Origin of the sequence: Salinivibrio kushneri (genome assembly GCF_027286325.1) — a bacterium.
In the GTDB taxonomy this organism is placed as follows: domain Bacteria; phylum Pseudomonadota; class Gammaproteobacteria; order Enterobacterales; family Vibrionaceae; genus Salinivibrio; species Salinivibrio kushneri_A.
In genome coordinates this window covers 60,428-83,762 of sequence record NZ_CP114589.1, presented here as the reverse complement: position 1 = coordinate 83,762, position 23,335 = coordinate 60,428, and the positions used below count along the sequence as shown (strand labels likewise).

23 protein-coding genes are annotated in these 23,335 nt (G+C 51.1%); 11 read left to right on the top strand and 12 right to left on the bottom strand.

The genetic code is table 11. From position 1 onward, the window contains the following. Nucleotides 1–20 precede the first annotated feature (20 nt). The 5 genes from N8M53_RS13285 to N8M53_RS13265 all read right to left on the bottom strand — a co-directional run bounded on the left by N8M53_RS13285 (nt 21) and on the right by N8M53_RS13265 (nt 5,675). Nucleotides 21–1,580, bottom strand: a complete 1,560-nt coding sequence (locus N8M53_RS13285) for an NAD-dependent succinate-semialdehyde dehydrogenase (protein WP_269580346.1) — start codon at nt 1,578–1,580, stop codon at nt 21–23. A 265-nt stretch (nt 1,581–1,845) separates the two neighbouring features. Beyond that, nucleotides 1,846–2,334 (bottom strand): Lrp/AsnC family transcriptional regulator, encoded by a 489-nt coding sequence (locus tag N8M53_RS13280; RefSeq protein ID WP_269580345.1) that lies wholly within the window; start codon nt 2,332–2,334, stop codon nt 1,846–1,848. A 10-nt stretch (nt 2,335–2,344) separates the two neighbouring features. Beyond that, on the bottom strand, nt 2,345–3,340 hold the full coding sequence (gene doeB / locus N8M53_RS13275) for a N(2)-acetyl-L-2,4-diaminobutanoate deacetylase DoeB (protein WP_269580344.1): 996 nt from the start codon (nt 3,338–3,340) through the stop codon (nt 2,345–2,347). Nucleotides 3,341–3,499: 159 nt separating this feature from the next. Then, nucleotides 3,500–4,687, bottom strand: a complete 1,188-nt coding sequence (gene doeA, locus N8M53_RS13270) for an ectoine hydrolase DoeA (protein ID WP_269580343.1) — start codon at nt 4,685–4,687, stop codon at nt 3,500–3,502. A 445-nt stretch (nt 4,688–5,132) separates the two neighbouring features. Beyond that, the gene (locus tag N8M53_RS13265; protein WP_269580342.1) at nt 5,133–5,675 is read right to left on the bottom strand and encodes a copper resistance protein NlpE; all 543 of its coding nucleotides are present in this window, start codon (nt 5,673–5,675) and stop codon (nt 5,133–5,135) included. Nucleotides 5,676–5,930: 255 nt separating this feature from the next. Between N8M53_RS13265 and N8M53_RS13260 the strand changes: the two genes are divergently transcribed. The 6 genes from N8M53_RS13260 to N8M53_RS13235 all read left to right on the top strand — a co-directional run bounded on the left by N8M53_RS13260 (nt 5,931) and on the right by N8M53_RS13235 (nt 11,214). Further along, nucleotides 5,931–6,620, top strand: coding sequence for a type 1 glutamine amidotransferase domain-containing protein (locus N8M53_RS13260; RefSeq protein ID WP_269580341.1), 690 nt, complete (start codon nt 5,931–5,933; stop codon nt 6,618–6,620). A 133-nt stretch (nt 6,621–6,753) separates the two neighbouring features. Continuing rightward, nucleotides 6,754–7,428, top strand: coding sequence for a response regulator transcription factor (locus N8M53_RS13255; RefSeq protein WP_269580340.1), 675 nt, complete (start codon nt 6,754–6,756; stop codon nt 7,426–7,428). After that, nucleotides 7,425–8,714 (top strand): sensor histidine kinase, encoded by a 1,290-nt coding sequence (locus N8M53_RS13250; RefSeq protein ID WP_269580339.1) that lies wholly within the window; start codon nt 7,425–7,427, stop codon nt 8,712–8,714. The genes N8M53_RS13255 and N8M53_RS13250 overlap by 4 nt, the downstream gene beginning before the upstream one ends. Before the next feature lie 72 nt (nt 8,715–8,786). Further along, entirely contained in the window at nt 8,787–9,545 is a 759-nt protein-coding gene (locus N8M53_RS13245) for a MipA/OmpV family protein (protein WP_269580338.1), read from the top strand. 27 nt (nt 9,546–9,572) lie between these two features. After that, complete coding sequence (locus N8M53_RS13240; protein ID WP_269580337.1) at nt 9,573–10,670, top strand: alpha/beta hydrolase family protein; 1,098 nt, start codon at nt 9,573–9,575, stop codon at nt 10,668–10,670. Nucleotides 10,671–10,734: 64 nt separating this feature from the next. Continuing rightward, on the top strand, nt 10,735–11,214 hold the full coding sequence (locus tag N8M53_RS13235) for a YaiI/YqxD family protein (RefSeq protein WP_096632378.1): 480 nt from the start codon (nt 10,735–10,737) through the stop codon (nt 11,212–11,214). A gap of 55 nt (nt 11,215–11,269) precedes the next feature. Here N8M53_RS13235 and N8M53_RS13230 read toward each other — a convergent pair whose 3' ends face one another. Further along, complete coding sequence (locus N8M53_RS13230) at nt 11,270–12,172, bottom strand: LysR family transcriptional regulator (protein ID WP_269580336.1); 903 nt, start codon at nt 12,170–12,172, stop codon at nt 11,270–11,272. A 176-nt stretch (nt 12,173–12,348) separates the two neighbouring features. Here N8M53_RS13230 and N8M53_RS13225 point away from each other — a divergent pair, with 176 nt between their 5' ends. Further along, nucleotides 12,349–13,218 carry an MBL fold metallo-hydrolase gene (locus tag N8M53_RS13225; protein WP_269580335.1) on the top strand — a complete coding sequence of 290 codons (870 nt, stop codon included), beginning with the start codon at nt 12,349–12,351 and terminating at the stop codon, nt 13,216–13,218. Next, nucleotides 13,212–13,838 (top strand): DsbA family protein, encoded by a 627-nt coding sequence (locus tag N8M53_RS13220; protein ID WP_269580334.1) that lies wholly within the window; start codon nt 13,212–13,214, stop codon nt 13,836–13,838. Before N8M53_RS13225 ends, N8M53_RS13220 begins: the two co-directional genes overlap by 7 nt. Nucleotides 13,839–13,905: 67 nt before the next feature. On the opposite strand, the gene N8M53_RS13215 is transcribed toward N8M53_RS13220, so the two are convergent. From N8M53_RS13215 to N8M53_RS13205, 3 genes are all read right to left on the bottom strand, one after another. Then, nucleotides 13,906–15,069 carry a DEAD/DEAH box helicase gene (locus N8M53_RS13215; RefSeq protein WP_269580333.1) on the bottom strand — a complete coding sequence of 388 codons (1,164 nt, stop codon included), beginning with the start codon at nt 15,067–15,069 and terminating at the stop codon, nt 13,906–13,908. Nucleotides 15,070–15,196: 127 nt separating this feature from the next. Beyond that, nucleotides 15,197–15,397, bottom strand: a complete 201-nt coding sequence (locus N8M53_RS13210) for a hypothetical protein (protein WP_269580332.1) — start codon at nt 15,395–15,397, stop codon at nt 15,197–15,199. A gap of 133 nt (nt 15,398–15,530) precedes the next feature. Beyond that, nucleotides 15,531–16,811 carry an MFS transporter gene (locus N8M53_RS13205; protein ID WP_269580331.1) on the bottom strand — a complete coding sequence of 427 codons (1,281 nt, stop codon included), beginning with the start codon at nt 16,809–16,811 and terminating at the stop codon, nt 15,531–15,533. Nucleotides 16,812–17,043: 232 nt separating this feature from the next. Here N8M53_RS13205 and N8M53_RS13200 point away from each other — a divergent pair, with 232 nt between their 5' ends. From N8M53_RS13200 to N8M53_RS13190, 3 genes are all read left to right on the top strand, one after another. Then, a complete protein-coding gene (locus N8M53_RS13200; protein WP_269580330.1) occupies nt 17,044–17,214 on the top strand; it encodes a hypothetical protein in 171 nt (56 codons plus the stop codon). 189 nt (nt 17,215–17,403) lie between these two features. Beyond that, nucleotides 17,404–18,591: an NnrS family protein gene (locus tag N8M53_RS13195; protein ID WP_269580329.1), complete on the top strand. Its 1,188-nt coding sequence runs from the start codon at nt 17,404–17,406 to the stop codon at nt 18,589–18,591. A 297-nt stretch (nt 18,592–18,888) separates the two neighbouring features. Further along, the gene (locus N8M53_RS13190; protein WP_269580328.1) at nt 18,889–20,370 is read left to right on the top strand and encodes a putative bifunctional diguanylate cyclase/phosphodiesterase; all 1,482 of its coding nucleotides are present in this window, start codon (nt 18,889–18,891) and stop codon (nt 20,368–20,370) included. Between the two features lie 58 nt (nt 20,371–20,428). Here the strand turns inward: N8M53_RS13190 and N8M53_RS13185 are convergent, their stop codons facing one another. From N8M53_RS13185 to cysT, 3 genes are read right to left on the bottom strand one after another with little or no spacing between them, the layout of a single operon-like run. Further along, nucleotides 20,429–21,556, bottom strand: coding sequence for a sulfate/molybdate ABC transporter ATP-binding protein (locus N8M53_RS13185; RefSeq protein ID WP_269580327.1), 1,128 nt, complete (start codon nt 21,554–21,556; stop codon nt 20,429–20,431). A 3-nt stretch (nt 21,557–21,559) separates the two neighbouring features. Then, nucleotides 21,560–22,468 (bottom strand): sulfate ABC transporter permease subunit CysW, encoded by a 909-nt coding sequence (gene cysW, locus N8M53_RS13180; RefSeq protein ID WP_269580326.1) that lies wholly within the window; start codon nt 22,466–22,468, stop codon nt 21,560–21,562. A 9-nt stretch (nt 22,469–22,477) separates the two neighbouring features. Further along, a complete protein-coding gene (gene cysT, locus N8M53_RS13175) occupies nt 22,478–23,314 on the bottom strand; it encodes a sulfate ABC transporter permease subunit CysT (protein WP_420066630.1) in 837 nt (278 codons plus the stop codon). Nucleotides 23,315–23,335 lie beyond the last annotated feature (21 nt).

The following is a 23,335-nucleotide window of genomic DNA, read 5'->3' as shown; positions in this document are numbered from 1 at the left end:
TATCCGTCAGCAAACCTGAATTAGCTGCCGCTCACCGTGGGCAAGCCACCTAAACAGTAGTATTTGATTTCACTAAATTCGTCGATGCCATAGCGGCTTCCTTCACGGCCCAAGCCCGACTGTTTGACGCCACCAAAGGGAATAGGGTGGCCGGAAATCTTCACTGAGTTGACACTGACCATGCCGACCTCAAGGCCGCGCAGGCAGCGCCAAATATCACGAATATCATTGCCGTAGACATAGGCTGATAGTCCGTACTCGGTATCGTTGCCCATCGCAATCGCCTCGTCCAAGGTATCGTAGGCAATCACGCCCGCTACGGGGCAAAAGTTTTCTTCTTGGTACACCAACATATCGGGTGTCACCTTGGTGATAAGCGTAGGGGCAAAGAAGTTTTCGCCTAGGTTGGGGTTGAGCTTACCGCCTACTACGGTTGCCCCTTTGGCGATGGCATCATCGACAATCGCTTGTGCTTTATCCACGGCACGAGATGAAATCAATGGGCCGATATCGGTGCTGGGCAGCAAACCATTACCCACTTCAAGTTCATCCATTAACGCCGCGAAGGCATCGACAAACGCTTGATGCTTGTCGCGCGGCACTAAAATTTTGTTGGCGGCCAAACAATCTTGTCCCGATGTTTGAAACTTGGCATCAATGGCGGCGCGCGCCGCTTGTTGAATATCCATATCAGGCAGCACAATGAAGGGCGCATTGCCGCCAAGCTCCATGGCACACTTTTTCACGGTTTGCGCGCTTTGCTCGAGCAATAAGCGGCCCACACGTGTTGAGCCGGTAAAGCTCAGCGCTTTGACTTTGTCACTTTGACAAAGCTGAGTAGAGACCATGGGCGCGTCGCCCATAATCACGTTAAAGACACCGGCAGGGATCCCAGCACGTTCGGCGAGCTCCGCCAACGCCAGCGCAGAAAAGGGCGTTTCTTCTGCGGGCTTGACGATCACACTACAGCCAATCGCGAGTGCTGCTGCTGCCTTACGGGTGATCATCGCGTTAGGGAAATTCCATGGCGTGATTAACGCCGCCACCCCTATGGGCTCACGCAATGTCGCTAGGTGGGCGTTGGGAATATGACTGGGCATGGTTTCGCCATAGGCACGTTTAGCCTCTTCGGCAAACCAGTGAATGAACGAGGCACCATACTCTACCTCCCCCTCGGCGTCGCGCAGCGTTTTGCCTTGCTCGAGCACCATCAAATGCGCGAGATCGTGTTGGTTTTCCATGATGAGGTCATGCCATTTCATCAACAGCTTGGCGCGCGTTTCGGCGGACTCGGCACGCCACAGATGGAAAGCGGTGTCGGCGTCATCAATGGTTTGATTGATTTGCGCAGCATTGAGTGATGCGGTGTAGCCGAGCACTTCGCCCGTTGCTGGGTTGAGCACCGGTGTATCTGAATCGCCATTAACCCATTTGCCGTTGCAATAGGCGAGCTGGCGAAAAAGACGCTGATCGTCGAGGTAGGCAAGCACGTCGGAACTGGCTTTGCCGGCGACATCGTGGCGCAATGCATTGGCTGCGCTTCCCGAGTAGTGAAGATCGCGTGATTGGAATACGGTCATACTCCCTCCTGATTCAAAACCGCCACGCTGCCTATCAGCGTTTGCATACTGTTAATGTATGCAATCAGCAAAAAAGAGGTTTTTTGTTCAGATGAGGGATTAACGAAATTTTTTCTGAAACCATGCAATAACAGAAGAAAATTTTCTGGTCATGAGAGAAACGGGCACCTGGCATCATAGTGTAACAGGTGAGCAGGTTTTGCTAAGAGGTTAACGACTCATGCGTGAGCGTCATTGAGCACTCAACAGCAAGGATAACTTTGTTTTAACCATTAGCAGCAACATCTGGTGTTTCAAGCGGTAAGGTGAGGGCCGGCCGCTTCACCTGTTTGGTGACGATATAGGTGTAGTACTGTTTGATGCCAAGGTCATCGGTCAACCAGCTATCAATCAGACGTTGATAATAGTCGATATCAGTGACACCAAGGCGAACGATATAATCAATCCCGCCGCCTGTAGCCCAGCACTCCTTGACATCGTCGCAGTGCTGCATGGCACGTTCGAAACGTTGAAAGCTGTTAACATCATGCTGGCCAAGGGTGATCTCGACCAGCACAGTGTTAAGTTTGACCACCGCATCTGGGTTGATACGGGCGCCATAGCCTTCGATGACACCTGCTTGCTCGAGCCGTTTTACTCGCTCCCAACAAGGGCTCACAGACAGGTTGATGGCCTGTGCAAGGTTGGATTTGGTGATTCGGCCATCTTGCTGCAAGATCTGCAAGATTTTGATATCGAATTTATCCAGCTTCATGGCCCCTCCGCTAAACAGGTTCGGCAATCACCGCAAAGGTATCGCCGATATAGATCCGTCCCAAGTGACGTTTGGCCAATAAAATGCCATCGCGTTCGGCATAGTAGGGAACGGGTTCGGTGCCAGTGCGCTCGATATTATGCACTTTACCAATCAAATCGCCTTTTTTGATGGTATCGCCCAAGTGTACACAGAACTCAATGATGCCCGCATGTTCACTTTGCACATAGCAGTGTTTATCGGGTAGCTCGAGCTTGACGGGCGCAGCCGGTGGGTGGCGATAATCGTTTTGTAGAATGCCCGAAAACACTAAAAAGTTATGAATTCCGCGCTGGGTAATGGCGATAGAGTCTGGTGTGCTGGTGCCGCCGCCGCCAAGCTCTGTGGTGACAAAAATCTTACCTTGTTGCTCTACCGCCGTGTCGTACATGCTGGTGGCATCCATTTCGGTGGTTTGCACTTGATAGGGAGCACCGAATAAGCGCGCGCCTTCCGCACAGGCTTCTGCTTGTTGCAGATTTTCTAAACGGTGAGATGCAGCATAGGGAATCAGATCCAAGGTTTTACCCCCAGAATGAATATCGAGCGCAGTATCACATTGCGGGATCAAATATCGAGTGAAGTAATCGGCAATTTGCTCGGTGACACTGCCAGTAGGCGATCCCGGAAAAGCGCGGTTCATGTTGCCTTGATCCCAAGGCGAGGTGCGCGTGCCTGCGGTTACGGCGGGCGCGTTCATCATCGGCAATATAATCACTCGGCCTTTGATGTCACTGGGCATCAGTTGATGGCAGGTGTTGAGTAGCGCGGTGATACCTTCATACTCATCCCCGTGGTTGCCGCCTGTGAGCAGTGCAGTTTTGCCTTCGCCATTTTTAATGACGGTGATCGGGATGGTGACACAGCCCCATGCAGATTGGTCGTGAGAGTGAGGCAGTTTAAGAAAGCCATGCTGTACGCCATCGGCATGAAAATCGACGGTGGCTTCAATCGCGGTGGGTTCCATAACCTCTCCTTGTCATCTGTTGTGGCGTTCTATCCGGCAAAACGGGATCAAGTTTGATTTTTAAATCATTACCTTATGAGTGTAGCTAACAATTCCCACTTAGCTGAATAGAAAAGGGCACAACGTTTGTGCCCTTGCTTGGCTTGAACGTAAATACAATTAGTGTTTAACAAATAGCTGGCGTGGCAGATCACACAAGGTTTGCGCGCCATCACGGGTGATGACAATGCTTTCTGTGGTTTCCATGCCCCAGTCTTTCATCCATAGCCCAGGCATAAAGTGAAAGGTCATACCCTCACGCAACATCGTTTGATCGCTTGGTCGTAAGCTCATGGTGCGCTCGCCCCAATCGGGTGGGTAGCTTAACCCAATCGGATAACCACAGCGCGCGCCTTCCCGATCAAACCCATAGCGCAACAAGGCATCGTTGAGGGCGTTGGCAATGTCTCCGCACGTGTTGCCGGGTTTGGCGACCGCGAGACCGGCTTCTAGTCCGACTTGCAAGGCTTCGTCAGCGCGCAAGAATTCATAGCCCGGCTCTCCTAAGAAAATGGTGCGAGAGAGCGGACAGTGATAGCGACGATGCACCCCAGCGATTTCAAAAAAGGTGCCTTCGCCACGTTTAAAGGGACGATCATCCCAAGTGAGGTGAGGCGCAGCAGCATCACCGCCTGAGGGCAACATGGGAACAATCGCCGCGTAATCACCAAAGTGACCATCGTGGCCAACCACCGCGTGTTTATTGATTTCGGCCACCAGTAAATGTTTGGGTAACCCAGGCTCAATCATCTCAAACGCCACACGGTGCATGTTTTCGACAATGCGTGCCGCGGTGTGCATATAAGTCAGTTCTTGATCGGATTTGACCGCGCGACACCAATTGACCAATCCAGTGGTGTCAACCAAGGTCGCCATAGGCAGATGTTCTTTGAGCGACTCAAACGCTGTGGCGCTGAAATAGTAGTTATCTTTCTCGACGCCAATGCGGCCACGATCCCAGTAACGTTCAGCCAGCACATAGTTTGCCAAATACTCCATGGGATGGAGCGGAGGGTTCATCACATAATGGTCAGGGTAGTAAGTGATGCACTCAGCACTCATATAGACAGTACGCAACGCACCGTTCGCGTCTTGGACACGTCCGAACCACAAAGGGTCACCCGTTGCGCCAATCACTACGCACTGAGGCACATAGAAAGACCAGCCATCGTAACCGGTTAGCCACGCCATGTTGGACGGATCGTGCACTAACAAGGTATCGATTTCGTGTTCTTCCATGGCATAGCGAACCTTGGCTAAACGGGCGCTGTATTCTTCGTAAGAGAACTTCAATACAACGTCGCTCATACGCGTGACTCCTGTTCAATACCACGACTGTGGCGCTTATAAACGTACTACTGACCGGTAATCAAACTTGGATCAAGTATGATTACCGGTGCAGAAAGGTGCCGTTTTTCGGTCTTGTTATCGAACAAACGGAGGAAGCGCGAGTGTTGCGCGGTCCTGTCTAGGCGACTCTACTGTCTGGTGCGATTGCTGCTCAGTGGGCCCATTCGCCTGCTCACCGGATAAGATTTTGTTTCGCCTCTAGTTAAGTGTTAAACCATAGAGTGAAAAACCGTCAAGTTTTATTAGCAACAAATTTGTCACTAAACTGCCAATTTGTGCAGACAGGCAAGTGTTGGTGCCAAATGAGGAAGTGTGGGAAGGGGATACAGAGTACGCGGAAAGAGCCTGGTGCTGGTTATGGCGTAAGCGCCAGGCCCTTATTAAGTACGATTAGGTTGATAGATTACTGCTTTTTCAGGTGATACATCTCAGCAAGGTCGCCTTCGATGGTTTCGCCATTCATGTCTTGCATGATCACCTGGTTTTCCGCCACAAAGAAGTGGTTAGGGCTGTCAGTCAGGCCTTCAAGGATCACGACACTGCCTGTTTCATCCCACTTGAAAGTGCCTGATTCTTTAAGGGCTTCTCCCTCTTTACCCAGATAGGTTTTGGTGAGTGAATACGTGTTGTCTTGGTTTAGAGTTAGTGTGGTATCAATACCTTCACAGTCGGCGCAGGGCACCACACCTTGATACGTACCGTTCCAATCTAGTGATGTTTTTGCATTATGATGATCAACCATTTCAGAAACGGTGTTTTCTGCGCTATCGATGGCGTTTTCTGCACTATCCATCGCTTGCTCTGTGCCTTCTTTCACTGCATTTTGGGCGTCGTCTAAGCTAGATTCGACTTGCGATTGCGCCTCTTGTGGTTCGTTGGCTTGCTGTTCACAGCCAACCAGTGCGACAACTAGAGCCAGTGGTGCAAGTAAATAGGTTTTCTTCATGTGGACCTCATTTAATGTGTTCAAGCTAAAACGTTGCTGGATTGCCAGCGATGAATGTGTCCATCATAGCGAGATACCAAGCTTAGGTGTCATTACTGCGCTAGCATTAGGTCAGAGTTAGACAATCAACGTAAAGAAACCGTCAATAGATTATGGTGATCGAATTGGCTTCCTTTTACGTTAGTAGTCATGTCTTGTTAGTCTACTCAATGAAAACCAAGTAAATATTACCCAAACGCGTGACAATAAGGAGCGATGATGCAACAACACAAAATTTTGATGGTGCTGACATCTCACGATGCCATGGGCGATACGGGACACAAGACAGGCTTTTGGCTTGAAGAATTCACCACCCCTTATTACGCGTTTAAAGATGCAGGGGCAACCGTTGTGGTTGCTAGCCCGAAAGGTGGCGCGGCGCCGATTGACCCAAACAGCGAAGCGGAAGATGCGCAATCGGAATCCACACGCCGCTTTGATGGCGATGCTGAGCTGCAAGATATGATTAATAACACCGTCAAGCTGAGCGATGTGAATGCGTACGAGTACGACGCGATTTTCTATCCCGGCGGCCATGGCCCATTGTGGGACTTAGCGGAAGATCCGACCTCTCGTCAGCTGATTGAGACTTTCTACTATCAGGGCAAACCTGTTGGTGCGGTGTGCCACGGCCCAGCAGTGTTCCGCCATACACGTTCAGATCGTGACGAGCCACTGGTGCAAGGTAAACGTGTCACCGGTTTTACCAATGGTGAAGAAGCCGCCGTTGGCTTGACTGAGGTGGTGCCGTTCTTGGTTGAGGATATGCTCAAAGAAAACGGCGGTCTTTACGAGAAAGCGGATGACTTTACCTCGTATGTGGTCACCGATGGCAACTTGGTCACCGGGCAAAACCCAGTCTCGTCTGAAGCCTGTGTTAACGCGGTATTGGCGTTGTTAAAGTAAGTCAGATGATAGTCTCTCGATGAAAGCGCCTGCGGGCGCTTTTTTTGTATCGGGCGAGATCAAAAGAGTGGGGTGTATTTTATTCAGTGGATTCGTGTAGATTAAAAACGACACGGATAGAAGAGCACGTCGCATGAAAATACTCATCATTGAAGATGACCACGATCTCAGCTTAGCGATTTCAGAGTACCTAGAGCTGCATAATATCGACTGTGATTTTGCCTATAACGGCGAAACCGGTGTTCAGCTTGCCAGCCAGCAGACGTTTGATTGTGTGATTCTCGATAACATGCTGCCCAAAACACAAGGTATGGCGGTTTGTCGTGATCTGCGTGAGCAGGGCATTGATACCCCGGTGTTAATGCTGACCGCGTGCTGCGCGGACACCGACCAGCTTGAGGGTTTTCGCGCTGGCGTGGATGATTATGTGGTCAAACCTTGCACCATGCCTTTGTTGCTCGCCCGCTTACAGGCCTTGCATCGGCGTCATCAACCGGTGCGAGAGTGTATTACCATCGCTGATCTGACGATTTATCCCAAAGAGCATATCGCGTCGCGCGGTGACACGCCGCTTAAATTGACCCCTATCGGCTGGAATATTTTATTGTTGTTAGCGCGTCGCTCACCCACTGTGGTGTCCAAAAGCGACATTGAAGAAGCGATTTGGGCTAGCGAGGATGTGCGCCAAGGAACCATTAACGTGCATCTCCACCATTTGCGTAAAGTGGTTGATAAGCCGTTTGCAAAAACGCTGATCCACACCCATGTCGGCATTGGTTTGTCTCTTTCTGAAGCCGCGCCGGTATGAGCCAAAGTCCTGTTCGAAGCCTCGCGGCACAATCGCGTCGCCAGCTTTTGTTGATAGCGGTGGCGATCTTTATTGGGTTATTGGCGCTTGTCACCGTGTTTAGTTTTTATCAAATCAGTCAGGCAGGTAAAAACTACATGCGGCTCGATGCTATCAAGCTAGAGCAAAAGCTGGCCGCCGATCCTAACTACCCATTGCCCCAAAGCGACACTGTCAGTGCGTATCGAGATTGGCAGGCTATCCCAAAATCGGTGCGTGATTTGTTTTCCTCGGAGCCGATACAACCCGATGATCCGATAGAAATTCAGCGTATCAACGATAGTGGAGCACGTGAATATGGCTATTTGGTGTACTCCCGCGAGCACCTATCGCAAGGGCTATACTTGGTCGAGTTTGAAGCGGCAGAAAAAATCGAAGCATTAGCTGCCATGATTGTCGAGCGCTCTTTGGCCGATGCCAGCGTGTTAATTGCCGCTTTTATGCTGGTGCTTGTCACCGTGATTGGGCTGTTGTTCAACAATGCATTGAAGCCACTCAAAGAGTTGGTGGCATGGTCGGCGCGAGTAAAAACACACCCTGATCAAGCTATCGATGTGTGCTTTTCGGTACGTGAAGTTAACCAAATCGCCGACCACTTAATGGCCTCGCTGCAACAGGTGCGTGAGCATAACCAACGGGAGCAGCAGTTTTTAAAGCATGCCAGCCATGAGCTGCGTACGCCCTTGGCGATTATGCAGGCTTCCTTGGATACCTTGTCACTGCGCATCGGTGACAAGGATGCCAGTTATCCGGCCTTGCAGCGCGCCTCGCGTGCCAACGCTAATATGATGGCGCTGTCTGAATCACTGCTTTGGCTGGCGCGGCAACATCCGGATAAAGTTCGTCAATCAAAGGTCGACCTTGGCTCGCTGTGCGCAACCCTGGTGGATGAGCTGGCGTATCTTGCTGCGCACAAGCCAGTGACTGTCCATATTGGCAATCACAGTGATCCTATTTGTATCGAGAGGGACCTATTTCGCATTGCGAGCGCCAACCTGATTCGCAATGCGCTCACCTACAGTGCGCCCGGCGTGATTGAGATTAAGGTCACCAACGGGCAGTTTTCGATTGCCAACCCTATTGATTCAGACGTCGACGAGAATCAGCTGGGATTTGGTCTGGGCCTACAGCTTGTTGAGCGCATTGCCGGTCAGCTCAACTGGCATTTTGAATTTCAGTGCGACGCTCAGATGGCGAGGGCGGTTATCAATTGGGAAGCCGCGCACAATTTGAGGGAGCGAGCTTAAGGTTTTCTTAATACCGGTTGTTTCAAGATAAGGGCGAACTCTCAGTTACCTCGCCATTATGGAGAATCGCCAGTGAAGCCATTTGTCACACTTATCTGTTTAGTTTTGATCTTGGTGCCCTGGGTTGGACACGCGCAAACCGACAGCGTGTCTGGGGATAATTATCTAACCGTCGGTTTGGTCGGCTATACCGAGCCGTCGATTTATAAAGATGGTGAAGATGACCAAGATATTGAGCTGGTGGTTGAGGCGCAATGGGAGGGGATTTTTTATCGCAACGATACCCTAGGTGTGTATCTCGCCGAGGGTGACAGCTGGTATGTGTCGGCGGGCGTGGGCGACGATGTGTTTGGCGATCACACCCGCGGTGACAGCAAAACCCTCAAGGATATGAAAAGTCTCGATAAGGTATATACCGCTAATCTAACTACCGGCTGGATAACGTCGGTGGGCTATTTTGAGCTCGGCTACCATCATGATATCTCGGATAATCATAACAGTGGCACGGTAGTGGCCCGCTATGGCGCGCCGATAGAGCAAGGCCAATGGGTGGTGGATCCACAATTGTCACTGACTTGCGTGGGTAGTGCGGTGAGTCGTTATTACGTTGGCGTGTCAGCCCAAGACGCCAAAGCTGGCCGAGCCACTTATCAACCTGATGAAACCTGCACGCTTCAATCTGATCTCAATCTCTATTACACGCTTGGCCGTGCGCATCATCTGCTGCTGGGGGTGAGTTATGGCCACTATGGCGATGAAGTATCAGACAGCCCGATTGTTGATAGAGACGATCTTTGGTCGTTCAATACCGGCTATTTATACACCTTTTAGCGGTAATTGGGTGGAGGGAGAAAGGGGATGAAGTGGCTAAAGCGAGGTTTGATAGCGCTGGTGCTGATAGGCGCGTTTGTGGTGATAGTCATGGATGACCCAAATGCGGGGCTTAAGCGTCAAGCCATTCACTTTAACGCTGGCGATAATCAGCTCGCCGGTGAGTTAATTTTACCTTTGGGTACAGAGACGCCACATCAGTGTGTGGTGTTTGTGCATGGCTCGGGTGACGTGCCGACCGATGCGTTTGGCTATTACCTCCCACTTTGGCGAGTGTTAGCGGCGAATGGGTGGTGTGCGTTGTCTTGGGATAAGCCGGGCGTGGGGGATTCCAGCGGGGATTGGCGGTCGCAATCGATGCAAGATCGCGCCGATGAAGTCGCGGCGGCGATTCGCTATTTGCGCCAAACCTTGGGGCTAAAGGATGGCAAGCTGGGGTTGATGGGCTTTAGCCAAGCCGGTTGGGTGATCCCTAAGGTGGTGCACCAAGTGGAAGATATCGACTTTTTGATCAGTGTCGGCGGGGCGGTCAACTGGATGGCGCAATCCGAGTATTCTGGACGTCAACGGCGATTAGCCACCGGATACAGTGAGTCAGAGAGTGCGACTGAGCAAGCGGCCGAGGCGAAAGTAGATGCTTTGATTCAATCCGGCGCGTCGTATCAGCAGTATCTAGACCATATAAATCAGGATGACAAAGCGCCCATGAGCGAGGCCTTTTGGCAATTTGTACAACGTAATTGGGCCTCGGATGTGACCGCGGATTTTATCGATCTCAACGTGCCCATGTTAGCGTTGTTTGGTGCGCAGGATGCTTATGTCGATTCGGATAAAACCGCTTCAATCTATCATCAACTGCTTGCTAACGCGCCGCTGCCTTTTTATCACGTGCGTGTGTTTGAACATGCCGATCACAGCCTACTGCGCACCGACAACATCGCCAATGCGTACAGTAAGCGTCACCGCTGGTTAACACTGACACGGATTTGGTGGCAGGGGGAGGCAGCGTTCGCCGATGGTGTGATGCCATGCTTAACGGCTTGGTTAGCACAGTTTGAGAGTGGGCAACCAAGACCGACAACTATCTGCGTGCCCGAGCTAAACACGAATACGACGCAGGGGTAACGTTTCATTTTGCGGTGAATTGGGGTTTAATGCAGGCATTGACGCTAACGCTAAGAGAACCAGCATGCAAATATGGGTAGATGCGGACGCTTGTCCGGTCGCAATGCGCGAGATGATAGTCCGCGCGGCACACCGAACACACATTCAAGCCACCTTTATTGCCAACCAGTTTATTCGTTTACCGCCGTCGCCCTATGCCAGCGCACGTCAGGTGGAAAAGGGCTTTGATGTGGCGGACAACCAAATTGTTGCCGAGGCAGAAGCGGGCGACCTGGTGATCACCCAAGACATTCCGCTCGCGGATGAAGTGATTGAAAAGGGCGTGACGGTGATTAACACCCGCGGTGAATTGCTGACCAAAGAAAACATCCGTGCTCGACTTAATATCCGTGATTTTATGGAAACCATGCGCAGTAGCGGTGTGCACACCGGCGGGCCTGCTCCGCTTGGTCCGCAGCAAAAACAAGCCTTTGCCAACCAGCTGGATAAATGGTTGGTTAAAGCTCAGCGTTATCATGCCGCGCAAGCAAAATCGTCTGATTAAGCCGGCGTGCTTTTTCTCTTACTAAATGGCTTTTCTCAGTTAACTTTTCTGCTGGCTAAATAGCAACCGGTGCCCACTCGCTATCTGCGAAGTGGGCAATCAGCGCATCTAGCAATGCACGCACCGCCGGTGGTTGATTGCGACGTGACGGGTACAAGGCGTAGATATCCATCGCTTTGGGTTGCCAATCGGGGAGCACCACTTCTAGCTGACCTCGCGCAATGGCACTATGGGCTAGGTACACCGGCTGCATGCTCACGCCCATTCCCTGGATGGCGGCACTGAGTAAGGTAGTTGCCTCGTTGGCAGACAGCTTACCTTGCACCTCAACCGCGGCGTGTTCCTCACCTTTGTCTAAATGCCAAATTGGCCGATTAAATTGCTTGTAACTGAGGCAGCTATGCGCGGTGAGATCGTCTGGTGAGCGGATGGGTGCATGGGCGGCTAAATAATCCGGTGCCGCCACCAAGACGGAATCACACGCGGCGATCGGGCGACCAATTAGGGAAGGGTCTGGGTTGGACGCAATACGGATGGCAATATCAATCCGTTCCGCAATCAAGTCGACTGCTTTATCCTGTACCTCAATATCTACGTCTACCCCGGGATGAGAGTCCATAAAGGGCTTTACCGCGGGGATCAGTTGCGCAAAACCGAACGACATACTGGTCGCCACCCGTACTTTGCCAGTCAAGCCCGTCTCTTGCTGCCATTGCTGTGTCAGGGCATTGGCTTGCTCAACCCATTGTTCCAGTTGTGGCAAGCTTTGCTCGCCGGCGGAGGTTAACGATACTTTGCGCGTGGTGCGCTGCAATAAGCGTACGCCTAACCAGTCTTCCAGCGCGTCGACATGACGAGTCACCATGGGGCGCGACATCTCAAGCCGCTCGGCAGTGGCGGTAAAACTTTGAGTCAGGGCGACATCTACCATGACTCTTGCCGCAGTAAGTTTATCCATGAGTGTGCTCCGAGGTTGGCTATAAACAATATCGATCGTGTGATGCATGGCGACGAAGTATCAATATGATCGAAATATGAAACAATGATGCAAATTATTAGCTATATATCCGAACAAGTCGAGCCCGTAAACTGCACAGCATCTCAACACCGAATGCAAAACAACGGAGCACGACGATGAAATTGATAAAAACCCTAGCTGCCTCTTTATTACTGACCGGTAGCGCAATGGCAGCAAATAATGCTGAACCCTTGAACCTAGACGTGTATAACGCGGATGGTAACAGCTTCCACGTAAACTCAACCGTGGTGTACGGCGAAACCGAAGCCATGGTGGTTGATACGGGCTTTACTAAAGCAGACGCGCTACGTATTGCCGCTAAGGTGCTGGACTCTGGGAAAGAGCTGACCACCATCTTTATCAGCCAAGCCGACCCAGATTACTACTTTGGTGCGGAAGTGCTGCACGGCATGTTCCCTGACGCAAAAGTGATCACTACACCGGCAGTACGTGCCACGATTGCAGAAAAACTGGATGGAAAAATGGCATTTTGGGCCCCAAAAATGGGTGACAATGCCCCGCAAAACCCAGTGGTGCCAGCTGCCTATACCCGTTCATCATTGACACTGGACGGCCGTAAGATTGAAATTCGTGGCGCGAAAGGTGAGTTGGCACACCGCCCGTATCTTTGGATCCCAGCCAACGAGGCGATCCTGGGCAACGTCGCTGTGTATGGCAATGTTCACCTTTGGATGGCAGACGCACAATCTGATCAAGCACGTGAAGGTTGGGCCGCACAGCTAGAAGAAATGGCAGCACTGAAGCCTAACGTGGTGATCCCAGGACATATGACCGCGGGGACGGCGCTAAACGCTGACACCATCGCCTTTGCCCAGCAGTATTTGCAAGACTTTGCCGAGGCGAAAGCAAACAGCAAAGACAGTGCTGAGCTGATGAAAACCATGCAAGCGAAATACCCGAAAGCCGGCCTGCCGATGGCTTTGGAAATTGGTGCCAAAGTGCACATGGGAGAGATGGAATGGTAAACGTCCACTACATTTTTGACCCAATGTGTGGTTGGTGCTTCGGCGCCGCCACCTTGATTGAAAGCTTGAGCAACAACCCTGAGATTAACTTGCAGCTTCGTCCGGGTGGTATGCGTGAGCGTGCGCCGATTGAAGACAGTTTTCGTCAACACATTTTGGCGGCAGATCAAACCATTGCCGATCAAACCGGACAGACATTTGGTCAAGCCTATCTTGACCGCGTAGCAAGCGATCAGCCGGTAATTTTGGACTCCTTTATGACCGCGCAAGCTATCCTCGCAGCCCAGCAGCTTGATGCTCAGGGCGCAGAGATGCTGAAACGCATTCAGCGGGGTCATTATCAGCAAGGTCGCTCCGTCTGTGACGCTGACACGCTCGCAGAGCTTGCCAGTGAGATGGGGATAGAGGCAGAGGCTTGGCAACAGGCGATGAATCGCGCCGAGAATGACGTGATGCCCGCGGTGAATCAAACCCGTCAATTGATGGCAGCGCATGGCTTACGCGGTTTTCCATCCATGCTGGTGGAGCAAAACGGTCAATGGCAAGCCATCACAGTAAGCCAATACTATCGCCGCCCAGACGCATGGCAGGCGCTCTGGCAAACATTGACTCAGGCATAAAGCAAGCAAATAAAAACGGCGAGCATGAGGCTCGCCGTTTTTATTGCGATCATTGTATGCGTACCAATTATTTGGGCGCAGTCAGCGGCACCGGTTTTTTGGGCTCAAAGCCTTCGATGATGCGACGTTCAAGTGGATGCCCGAGACGTGCTTCAATCATACGCAAGTTTTTGGTGTTGTCTTTTGAGACCAATGAAATTGCTTCGCCTTGAGCACTGGCACGGCCGGTACGGCCAATCCGGTGTACGTACTCGTCGGCTGGGAAGGGTAGATCATAATTGACTACGCGCTCAAGCGACTCAATATCAATACCACGCGCGGCGACACCGGTGGCAATTAAAAATTGGATGTCACCGTTTTTAAAGTCTTCTAGCAATTGAGTCCGCACGGCTTGGCTGCGTCCACTGTGAAAAGCTTCAGCGGCAATGCCCCGTTTTTCCAACTGGGTAGCGAGTTTGGCGGCGCCGTGTTTGGTTTCGATAAAAATCAACGCTTGCGTCCAGCCATTCTCTTTAATTAAATGGCTAAGTAGTGCGGATTTCTTATCTTTATCGACGGGAATACACCACTGAGTAATGTTGTCTTTCGAGGCATCTCGTGCGGCAATGCTGATTTCTTTGCCGTCATCGCCAATGGTCGCTTTGGCCAGCTCGCGCACTTTATTAGACAGCGTGGCCGAAAACAGTAAGCACTGCGTGCTCGCCGGCAATCGATCTAGAATATTCTGAATCGCATCAATAAAGCCCATATCGAGCATGCGATCCGCTTCATCCAGCACCAGCACCTCTACTTCATCTAAATAGACGGCACGTTGGCTGAGTAAATCGCGCAGTCGTCCCGGGGTAGCGACCAAAATGTCGACGCCGTCCACTAAGGCTTGCTTTTGTGCTTGCTCGTCCATGCCGCCCACCATCGCCAAGGTTTTTAGCTCAGTAAACTGGCTGTCTTGGCGTGCGCTTTCTGCCACTTGCAAGGCGAGCTCACGAGTGGGGGCGATGACGAGAGCGCGAGCGCGCTTTTTGCGCCCAGCTTCACCGGCAGATAGCTTATCGATGATAGGCCAGATAAAACTCGAGGTTTTCCCGGTGCCCGTTTGTGCCGCGGCAATCAGATCGTGCCCTTGTTGGATGATCGGAATTGCTTTCGCTTGAATAGACGTTGGCGTGGTAAAGCCGCGTTGGGCAATGGCTTGGCAAAGCGAGGCGCTTAACCCTAGTTTTTTAAATGGCATAACAGACTCAACAAACAAGAAGCGTGTGACTGTGTTACCGCCCAGACACACTGAATGGCGTGGAGTCTAGCACGAACCTTACAGTAGCACGACGCAAAATCTGTTGGTGTCCTAGGTACGGTTGATTCTAGGCCGCGTACTTTCTCAGCTCATGAGGATACACGCGCATTCCATTGCGTGTATTTTCATATACCGCTTGCTCTCGGAGGTAAGACCAAACATGGGGCTCGGTCCCTGTTTGTGCGGCCAAACGGTCAATAACCGCATCAATATGTCGACCCGCATAATCTTTATGAGGGGTAAAAAGTTCCTTAATTGCAGACAACATAGCACGCTCCTTGTGTGTAAATAAATTACATATCAGTATATTTAGAGCATAGTTCGTGTTTTATGTGTGATCAATGTTTGATTAAAGCCTGTTTTAAATGACAATTTTGTAATTATATTTCATAGCTGTGGTCTTATTCAGTGGTTTGGGTCTCTTCTTCTATTTCCACACCGCGATAAGGCTCACCCTCTTCATCATGTAATTGATGATCATAGGCCGCTTGCAGGCCGGTGTCTTCAATCACGTCTTCGTCCCACTCTTGCTCGAGCTGGCGAGGATAGAGTGGTGAGATAATGGCAACCACAATGCTGGCGGAGGCAAACACCGAAAAAGCGCCGGCATAACCCATGCTTTCAATCAATAGACCTAACACCGGAGAGCCGACGGCTTGACCGAGTGAGACCGCCATAAAGGGTAAAACAGGCCCGAGGGATAAACGCCCGGGGAGAAGGCGGATCCCGGTCATTAGGTATAAGCCGGTTAAACTCATGTAGGCAAGGCCAAACACCAGAGCGGAAAACACCGCGATCCCACTGTTTTGTGGACTGGCGGCAATGAGTGCCATACTTGCCGCCAACATCATTAACATTAATGAATGAGTGATGGGTGGGTTGTTACGGTCAGCGAGATCCGCTGCGACCGCACCGCCTAAACCGGCAATGCCAACGGCTACCCATAACCACCCGGTCGCATCGCTGGGAAGCCCTCCCAGTGTGATGACCAAATCGGGTGCGAAAATCCAGTATGCGGCAGAGACAAACCCCATCGCGAATGCAAACAACGATAAACGTAACAGCCGCGCCCATTGTAATCGGCTGATCGGTGGAGCGGGCGCGGCATCTGTGGGTGTGACAGGCGAGACAGACGGCAACATACGCCATGCAGCGAATACGCCAAGTGCAGCAAGTATGGCAAACGATAAATAGGCCGTGCGCCAGGCCGATTCGAGTATTAGAACTATAGGCACAGCAACCACGACACCAATGCTTGTGCCCGCGTTCATTACTGAACTGACTCGACCGTGCAGGGCGCGATTGACGATGGCCTGCATGGCGGCGGTGAGGGCTGGCATCATCAAGCCGGTGCAAATACCGCAAGCAAACACACCGATAGCTAGCGATACGTCCCCAGTAGCTTGGCTGATGACCGCTAAACCCAGCGTGCCAAATAAACCAGAAACAATCGCAGTGATTCTTGCGCCAATTCGGTCGGCAATCAGGGGGGCGAACAGGGTAGCGGCCACAAAGCTAATCAACGGTAGGGCGCTAATCATCCCTATTTGTGAGGGACTGAGTCCTAAGTCGTCGCGAATGGGTGGAACGAACAGACCGAATGCAAAGCGGGCTAACCCATAGCTTATGGCGATAAGTGCTGCGCCGAGAACCGCAAATTTAGTGCTAGATGGATAGGTCATGGGCCTCCTCAATCTGTGCCTGTATCACTGGCGTATCGCGCCGATCGCAGATGTGCAAATTGTTGTTGTTATCAACAATGACGTCCAGTTTTTTGATAAGCCAAGGCTGAGCTTGGTTAGTAAATAACCAAGAAAAGCATGTGGCAGTTATTAATGATTTTGTCATTGCTCTAACACAAGGCCAGGTAGTCGTTGATAGCCTCCCGTTTATTCGACTATTTGGAGGGCTAAAATGAAATCTTTGATATTAATGCTATTAACTGTTGCTCTGGTATCAGGCTGTCAGCTGACCCGTGTCGAAGGAGAGCTTGATGACGTTAAGGTAAAAGTAGGCAGAGAGGATACTGGACCATCGTCTGACAAGTTTTGTCCACCTGGCCATGCTAAACAAGGCAAGTGTTAGAGCGTTCTTTCACTATTGTAACCCAGCGAATTGGATGGCCGTGGCTGCTCGTCTAAGCCACGTAAATTGGCCAATAACCACATATTTTGTGGCACATTAAATGGGTTTGAGTTTGTTTGACATCAATAGCCGTGGTCGTCTGTGTGCTAGGGTAGCAATATTAATTTTGCCCCTATGGAGCGCTTTGCCATGCTGTTAAACGTCACCGACAAACAAAAAGAGGATAAGATCCCGCCGCTGTTTCGGTTGGGATTTCGGCCCTTCTTCCTTTTTGGTGCCCTTTACTCCTGTCTGGTCATTATTATATGGAGTGGGCTGTACACCCATCCTGGGATGGTGTCACTCACGGTTCCTTCGCTTTGGTGGCATGCTCACGAGATGTTGTTTGGCTTTTCGATGGCCATTGTTGGTGGGTTTTTAATCACAGCGGTACAAAATTGGACCAGTATTCCGGGTACACGTGGGCTGAAGCTTTTCGCTATTTTTTCATTATGGCTGTTGGCGCGGTTGAGCTTCTGGGTGGATGTCCCAATTTGGTCGAGCCTTGTACTTGATACCCTGTTTATGGCCTGCGTGGCATGGTCGTTGGGTTATCGCGTGGTAGTGACTAAGCGTCAGCGCAATTATCTATTTATTCCTATCTTGGCGGTGGCGGCCTTACTTAATGCGTTGTCTTACGGCGTACTGCTAGGGGAAGTCTCACTACCCATTAATCAAGTTTGGCACAGTACCTTGTTGTGGTTCATGCTGCTTATTAGCGTAATGGGTGGCCGGGTGATCCCATTTTTCACGGAGAAGAAGTTGGGTATACAGGTGTCCAGCACACCTGTATGGCTGGAGCGAGCGATTATCGTTGTGTTTGTGCTACTGCTTGGCGTCACTTTGGTGTCCGGCACTGATAACATGGTCGCGCGTGGGTTGCTGCTTACAGCGGGTATTGCTCAATGTGTTCGGCTTTACTGTTGGAAAGGCTGGAAAGCGTACCAGGTACCAATGCTGTTCTCGCTGCACCTATTCTATCTCTTTTTACCACTTGGCTTGTTATTAAAAGCGGTGGTGATTAACCCCTGGGCATCAAACCTCATTTGGCACCTTTTTGCGATAGCCACTCTTGGCGGAGTGATTTTAGCCATGATTGCGCGAGTCACGCTTGGCCATACTGGGCGCAATGTCTATCAGGGCCCCGCTGTTTCTTGGTTGTTTTATGCCTTGCTCATATCAGCCCTCGTCCGTGTATTTGGCATGTGGTTTTGGCCGGTGTATACCCTAGAGCTGGTCGCTGCGTCTGCACTGCTTTGGACGATCAGCTATGGCTGGTTTGCGGTGCGATTTGGCCCCATGCTGAGCCAAGCACGCGCAGATGGCGCGGCGGGGTAATGTAGGACGCTTTACCGAGTGGTGTTGGGTTGATGGTTTAACGCCTATTCATTAATGCTATCACTAGTATACATGGAAGGCGTTTATCAATTAGTAGATTGTTTATGGTCGTTTTTTCTGGCGGACAACAATCATTAGACCTAATATGCAGTTACACACTTTAAAAGTGCTGTCTCATTTTTAATAATGATTGGAAAGAGGCGGGTTTTATTGCCGCGTCTTTCCTTTTGTGTCTCGCCGAGCGCGAGTTAGGGTGTTGCAAGAAGGTTGAATGGACGTCATCGCACGGGAACCACAATGAAAAAAACGAACTACTACGCACTGAAGCTGGCGTTTATCTATTTCTTTTTTGCGACCTTGTGGATCTTGTTCTCCGATCGTGTGGTAACTGCTGTAACCGCCAGCCTAGAGATGTACGAATTGGCGCAAGCATTCAAAGGGCATTTCTTTGTGGTGGTGACGTCGATTATGCTCTGGAACCTGGCAAGAAGGAATAACCTAGCGTTAGAGCGAGCGAGTGACATTGATAGTGTGACCGGCTTGCACAGTCCCTCTGTGTTTATGCGTCATGTCGATACTTTGCTTGCCCCACGGGATCAACAAACCTCGTATGTTTTGGTGATTATCGACATTGATGGGTTTACATCACTCACCAATAAACTTGGGTTTGAACGTACCAATCACCTGTTGTCTGACATGGCTCATGCCATTGAGGTATCAACGCTACTCGATAAACTCACCTCTCGCGTCCACGCAGACCGCTTTGCCTGCCTTGTAGCGTTAGACGGTGCCAGCGATATGGCACTTTATATTGATAGGTTGCACCGTGAATGTCATCGTCATTTGCAACGATATGATCAAAAAGCTACTTGCTCGATAGGGGTGGCGTTATTCGGGCCAGATGGTGACGATGCCGCCACCTTGATGACGGCGGCTACGCGCGCCCTGAATGATGCCAAAAAGCGCAAAGGGACGATAACGTATCATGATATTCATTTAACCGAGCAAGCTCAAAAGCGTAGGCAGCTCGTTTCCGCACTCAGAGTTGCAATCAATAACAAAGAGATTGATGTTGTCTTTCAGCCGCAATATCGCTTGGCATCAGGCGAGCTAACCGGTTTAGAAGTATTGGCGAGATGGACCCATGAAACCTTTGGTGTGATTCCACCGAGTACCTTTATCACGCTCGCCGAAGAACAGGGCTTTTGCGAAGACCTAACGGCGCTCGTACTCGAAAAAGCCGCCAAGCAGTTACACGATAGTGATCTGTTGGGAAATATCATTCAGCGTGTGTCGGTCAATATTTCTGCGGTTGAGTTTAATAGTGAGAGTGCGATTCGGCGTATTGACGATTACTTGCAATTGAACCCAGAATTCGCGCGTTACCTGTGCCTAGAAATAACTGAAACCGCAGCACTTGATGATATTCTTGAGTGCGCGCGAGTGGTTGATACCCTCAAACGCCATGGCGTGATGTTTTCCATTGATGATTTTGGGGTGGGTTATACCTCTTTAGGGATGTTTAATCGAATTAATGTCGATGAAATCAAGATTGACCGCAGTTTCATCCAATCGATGGAAAACGATAGCCGTGCTAAAGCGATCACGGCCGGCATTATTGATATTGCCAAACGCCTAGAAATCAACGTGGTCGCTGAAGGCGTGGAAACCGCCACACAACTTGCATTGTTGAAAGGCTTTGATTGCGAATATGTGCAAGGGTATTACCTAGGCTACCCTTCTTCACTCTCTGAGTTGAAAGTGGCGATGTCTGTATGAAGGTAAATGCTTACTAGATAACTGATAGAGCACCGCCAACATCCACTCGCTAAATCATCTAAATATCATACACCAAGCTATCGGCCGTCAAAAATGGCCAATTGAGTCGGTGCGGCTCGGTGTCTGTGCCGTTGAAAAAGTATCCACGGTGCGGCATCGCATACACGGTATCGCCCTTTTGATACGGTGCGGCTTGCCACACATGATGGGTTAGGGTGGCTTCCCATAGTTGTTCACTTTCCCAGCCTTGTGGGGCGAGTGATACCCGCACCTCGGCACCGACCGGGTTGATAGAGACCACACGCATGGGCAGCGAGAGTTGGCTATTGGGTTTATCAGCCAGGGTTAACTCATGGCTGCGTACATACAAACTGCCTGACTGTTGGGTGTGCGTGTTTAGTGTAGGTTGAATAAAGGCATTGCCATTTTGCCACGTGCCTTGCTGATAGTGGCCGGAAAAAACATTCACGTTCCCTAAAAAATCAAACACAAAGCGGCTTTTCGGCGCAGCATAAAGATCGACCGGACTGTCGACTTGTTCAATTTGCCCATTACTCATCACCACCACGCGATCCGATAGCTCGAGTGCTTCGTCTTGGTCGTGAGTGACAAACACACTGGTAAAAGCCATTTCATCGTGTAGTCGGCGTAACCATTGGCGCAACTCTTTGCGTACTTGTGCATCTAACGCACCGAACGGTTCGTCGAGCAATAAGATCTCCGGCCGAGTCGCCAACGCTCGCGCCAGTGCGATACGTTGCTTTTGTCCGCCCGATAATTGCTCGGGATACCGTTGGCCCAGATGGCCTAACTGCACGACCTCAAGCAGTTGGTTCACCCGTTGCGTAATCGTGGCTGGGGAGGGGCGCTCGCGACGTGGCATCACTTGCAACCCAAAGGCGATGTTCTCTGCCACCGTCATATGTTTGAACAAGGCGTAGTTTTGAAAAACAAACCCGACACGGCGATCCCGCACATGGACGCGGGTGACATCGCGCTCGCCAAATAAGATCTGGCCGCTGTTACTGCTTTCTAATCCGGCAATAATGCGCAATAACGTGGTTTTACCGGAGCCTGAGGGGCCAAGCAGTCCCATCATCTCGCCTTGCTCTATAGTAAGTGATAACGGCGATAACGCTTGGAACTGGCCAAAGTGTTTAGTGATGTTGTTCAGTTGAATACGCATGGCTTACGGCTCACTTTGGTTCGTTTGTAAGGTTAAGCGGGCAGGCGTTGACGCACTGCTTTCATCCATCGTCGCGGTACTGGCGTGTGCACGGTGTTGACGCCATTCCACCAAGGCTTTCAATGCCAAGGTAGCGAGTGCCATAAAGGCAAGTAATGACGCACAGGCGAAGGCTGCTTGAGTTTGGTAATCTTCGTAAAGAAGCTGTACCTGCAAAGGCAGGGTATTGGTTTGACCGCGAATGCTGCCAGACACCACAGCGACCGCGCCAAACTCGCCGATGGCACGGGCATTAGTCAAAATGACCCCGTAGATGAGAGCCCACTTAATATTGGGCAAGGTGACACGGCGAAAAAGCTGCCACCATGATGCGCCTAACACCACGGCTGCTTCTTCTTCCGCTTGCCCTTGCTGCTGCATGAGCGGGATCAGCTCGCGGGCGACGAAAGGGCAGGTAACAAAAATAGTGACTAGCACAATGCCGGGTAGGGCAAACATCACTTGAAGGTCATGCTCAAACAGCCACGCGCCTAGCCAGCCGTTACTGCCATACAGCAGCAAATAGAGTAAGCCTGCGACCACGGGCGATACGGCAAACGGGATATCAATCAAGGTGGTGACCAGTTTTCGTCCCGGAAATTGGAAACGGGTGACCGCCCATGCCAACATCACGCCAAATACTAGGTTAATGGGTACCGTGAGAACGGCCACTAATAAAGTGAGGCCAATCGCGTGGCGGGTATCCGGCGCGAGCAAGTGTTGGAAGTAACTGGCGATACCATCCGCGAAGGCGATGGAAAAAATACTCACCAGCGGCACAACCAAAACCAGCGCCACGAGCAGCAGCATAAGCGCGATTAAACTGCGCCTGATCCATGGGGTGTCACCAATTCTCACCGAGTTTGTGCTCATAAAGCGTCCTTACCGCCCGTGAATACGTTTTAGATAACGGCCTTGCCAAAGGTTGATGGCAAACAATAACGACAGCGATGCCATCAAGATCACCGAGGCAATGGCACTCGCCGCTGGGAAATCAAACTCTTGCAAGCGAACAAAGATCATCAGCGACGTGATCTCGCTGACGTAGGGCATATTGCCAGCAATAAAAATCACCGCACCGAATTCACCCAGACTGCGGGTAAATGATAAGGCCACACCCACTAATAACGCCGGTTTGATGGTCGGCAGAATAATCCGCCAAAACACCGCACCGTCACTTGCCCCGAGCACAGTGCCCGCTTCTTCTTCCTCTTGGGAGATCTCTTCCAACACGGGTTGGACGGTACGTACCACAAACGGCAAGCTGGTAAACATCATGGCAATCACGATCCCAAGCGGCGTGTAGGCAACTTGGATACCGACGTTGGCAAGCACACTGCCTATCCAGCCGTTATCGGCGTATAAGGTGGCGAGCGTGACGCCGGCAACGGCGGTGGGCAGAGCAAACGGCAAATCAACCAGCGCATCGACGAAGCGTTTGCCTACAAAGTCGTATCGCACCAGCACCCACGCAAAGAGTAGGCCAATCACACCGTTTAATAATGAGGCAATCAGCGCCGCACCGGCCGTGACTTTATAACTGGCGACAATCCGTGGGTCAGTGATGGCAAACCAGTATTCTTGCCATGTCATTTGGCTGGTCTGCATGATAAGGCCGCTGGCCGGTAACAGCAGAATCAAGCTGATGAACAGCAAAGACACGCCTAAACTGATGCCAAATCCGGGCAGCACGCGCTGCTGACGTGCTGCCCAAGGCATTGATTGGCGTTGATACGATAG

Excerpts from the sequence above, each read along its gene's own strand:
- N8M53_RS13285 (WP_269580346.1), bottom strand. The coding sequence starts at position 1,580 with ATGACCGTATTCCAATCACGCGATCTTCACTACTCGGGAAGCGCAGCC.
- N8M53_RS13280 (WP_269580345.1), bottom strand. The coding sequence starts at position 2,334 with ATGAAGCTGGATAAATTCGATATCAAAATCTTGCAGATCTTGCAGCAA.
- doeB (WP_269580344.1), bottom strand. The coding sequence starts at position 3,340 with ATGGAACCCACCGCGATTGAAGCCACCGTCGATTTTCATGCCGATGGC.
- doeA (WP_269580343.1), bottom strand. The coding sequence starts at position 4,687 with ATGAGCGACGTTGTATTGAAGTTCTCTTACGAAGAATACAGCGCCCGT.
- N8M53_RS13265 (WP_269580342.1), bottom strand. The coding sequence starts at position 5,675 with ATGAAGAAAACCTATTTACTTGCACCACTGGCTCTAGTTGTCGCACTG.
- N8M53_RS13260 (WP_269580341.1), top strand. The coding sequence starts at position 5,931 with ATGATGCAACAACACAAAATTTTGATGGTGCTGACATCTCACGATGCC.
- N8M53_RS13255 (WP_269580340.1), top strand. The coding sequence starts at position 6,754 with ATGAAAATACTCATCATTGAAGATGACCACGATCTCAGCTTAGCGATT.
- N8M53_RS13250 (WP_269580339.1), top strand. The coding sequence starts at position 7,425 with ATGAGCCAAAGTCCTGTTCGAAGCCTCGCGGCACAATCGCGTCGCCAG.
- N8M53_RS13240 (WP_269580337.1), top strand. The coding sequence starts at position 9,573 with ATGAAGTGGCTAAAGCGAGGTTTGATAGCGCTGGTGCTGATAGGCGCG.
- N8M53_RS13235 (WP_096632378.1), top strand. The coding sequence starts at position 10,735 with ATGCAAATATGGGTAGATGCGGACGCTTGTCCGGTCGCAATGCGCGAG.
- N8M53_RS13230 (WP_269580336.1), bottom strand. The coding sequence starts at position 12,172 with ATGGATAAACTTACTGCGGCAAGAGTCATGGTAGATGTCGCCCTGACT.
- N8M53_RS13225 (WP_269580335.1), top strand. The coding sequence starts at position 12,349 with ATGAAATTGATAAAAACCCTAGCTGCCTCTTTATTACTGACCGGTAGC.
- N8M53_RS13220 (WP_269580334.1), top strand. The coding sequence starts at position 13,212 with ATGGTAAACGTCCACTACATTTTTGACCCAATGTGTGGTTGGTGCTTC.
- N8M53_RS13215 (WP_269580333.1), bottom strand. The coding sequence starts at position 15,069 with ATGCCATTTAAAAAACTAGGGTTAAGCGCCTCGCTTTGCCAAGCCATT.
- N8M53_RS13210 (WP_269580332.1), bottom strand. The coding sequence starts at position 15,397 with ATGTTGTCTGCAATTAAGGAACTTTTTACCCCTCATAAAGATTATGCG.
- N8M53_RS13205 (WP_269580331.1), bottom strand. The coding sequence starts at position 16,811 with ATGACCTATCCATCTAGCACTAAATTTGCGGTTCTCGGCGCAGCACTT.
- N8M53_RS13200 (WP_269580330.1), top strand. The coding sequence starts at position 17,044 with ATGAAATCTTTGATATTAATGCTATTAACTGTTGCTCTGGTATCAGGC.
- N8M53_RS13195 (WP_269580329.1), top strand. The coding sequence starts at position 17,404 with ATGCTGTTAAACGTCACCGACAAACAAAAAGAGGATAAGATCCCGCCG.
- N8M53_RS13190 (WP_269580328.1), top strand. The coding sequence starts at position 18,889 with ATGAAAAAAACGAACTACTACGCACTGAAGCTGGCGTTTATCTATTTC.
- N8M53_RS13185 (WP_269580327.1), bottom strand. The coding sequence starts at position 21,556 with ATGCGTATTCAACTGAACAACATCACTAAACACTTTGGCCAGTTCCAA.
- cysW (WP_269580326.1), bottom strand. The coding sequence starts at position 22,468 with ATGAGCACAAACTCGGTGAGAATTGGTGACACCCCATGGATCAGGCGC.
- cysT (WP_420066630.1), bottom strand. The coding sequence starts at position 23,314 with ATGCCTTGGGCAGCACGTCAGCAGCGCGTGCTGCCCGGATTTGGCATC.